Origin of the sequence: Microcosmobacter mediterraneus (genome assembly GCF_031846265.1) — a bacterium.
Classification (GTDB): domain Bacteria; phylum Bacteroidota; class Bacteroidia; order Flavobacteriales; family Flavobacteriaceae; genus Microcosmobacter; species Microcosmobacter mediterraneus.
This window is the reverse complement of sequence record NZ_JAVRIA010000027.1, coordinates 1-686: the sequence shown is the minus strand read 5'-3', so window position 1 is coordinate 686 and position 686 is coordinate 1. Positions and strand designations below refer to the sequence as shown.

Genomic DNA, 686 nt, shown 5'->3' with positions numbered 1-686 from the left:
ATCAACGACGTTTCAGATTTAACGGTGAATGCATGTGATTATGCAGATCAAGCCGCCTTAGATGCGGCATTTTCAAGTTGGTTAGATGGTTTTGGATTTAGTGGAGGCTGTGATCCAGAAGGTACAGATTTAAGCAATTTAACAGCTCCAGATTTATGTGGAGGTAACGATATGTCTGAGCCGTCAGTATGGATCAATGAGTTCCATTACGACAATCCAGGATCAGATGTTGGCGAGTTTGTAGAAGTTGCAGGAACAGCAGGTTTTGATTTAACAGGTTACAGTATTGTACTTTATAATGGTAATGGAGGAGCATCATACAATACTACTTCTTTATCAGGAAGTATTGATGATGAAGGCAGTAGTGGTTTTGGAGCAGTTTCTTTTGCAATATCTGGAATACAGAATGGTGAACCAGATGGTATTGCTTTGGTAAATGCTAGTAATGAAGCCATAGAATTTATTAGTTATGAAGGGTCTTTTACGGCAACTAATGGTCCAGCCAATGGAATGACATCGACAGATGTTGGGATATCAGAGCCAGGAGAAGATGATGAGTCTATACAATTAACAGGAATGGGCAGTACAGGTTCAGACTTTGCATGGTCAGGACCATCTGCAGAGAGTCCAGGCGATTTAAATGCAGGTCAAACTGTATTAAGCAGTGGAGGATCTGGTAACTCAGT

At 40.8% G+C, this 686-nt stretch carries 1 protein-coding gene; it reads left to right on the top strand.

The genetic code is table 11. The annotated features are described in order from the left end of the window. On the top strand, positions 1 to 686 hold a 686-nt coding region (locus RM697_RS13690; protein ID WP_489753215.1), incomplete at both ends, for a lamin tail domain-containing protein.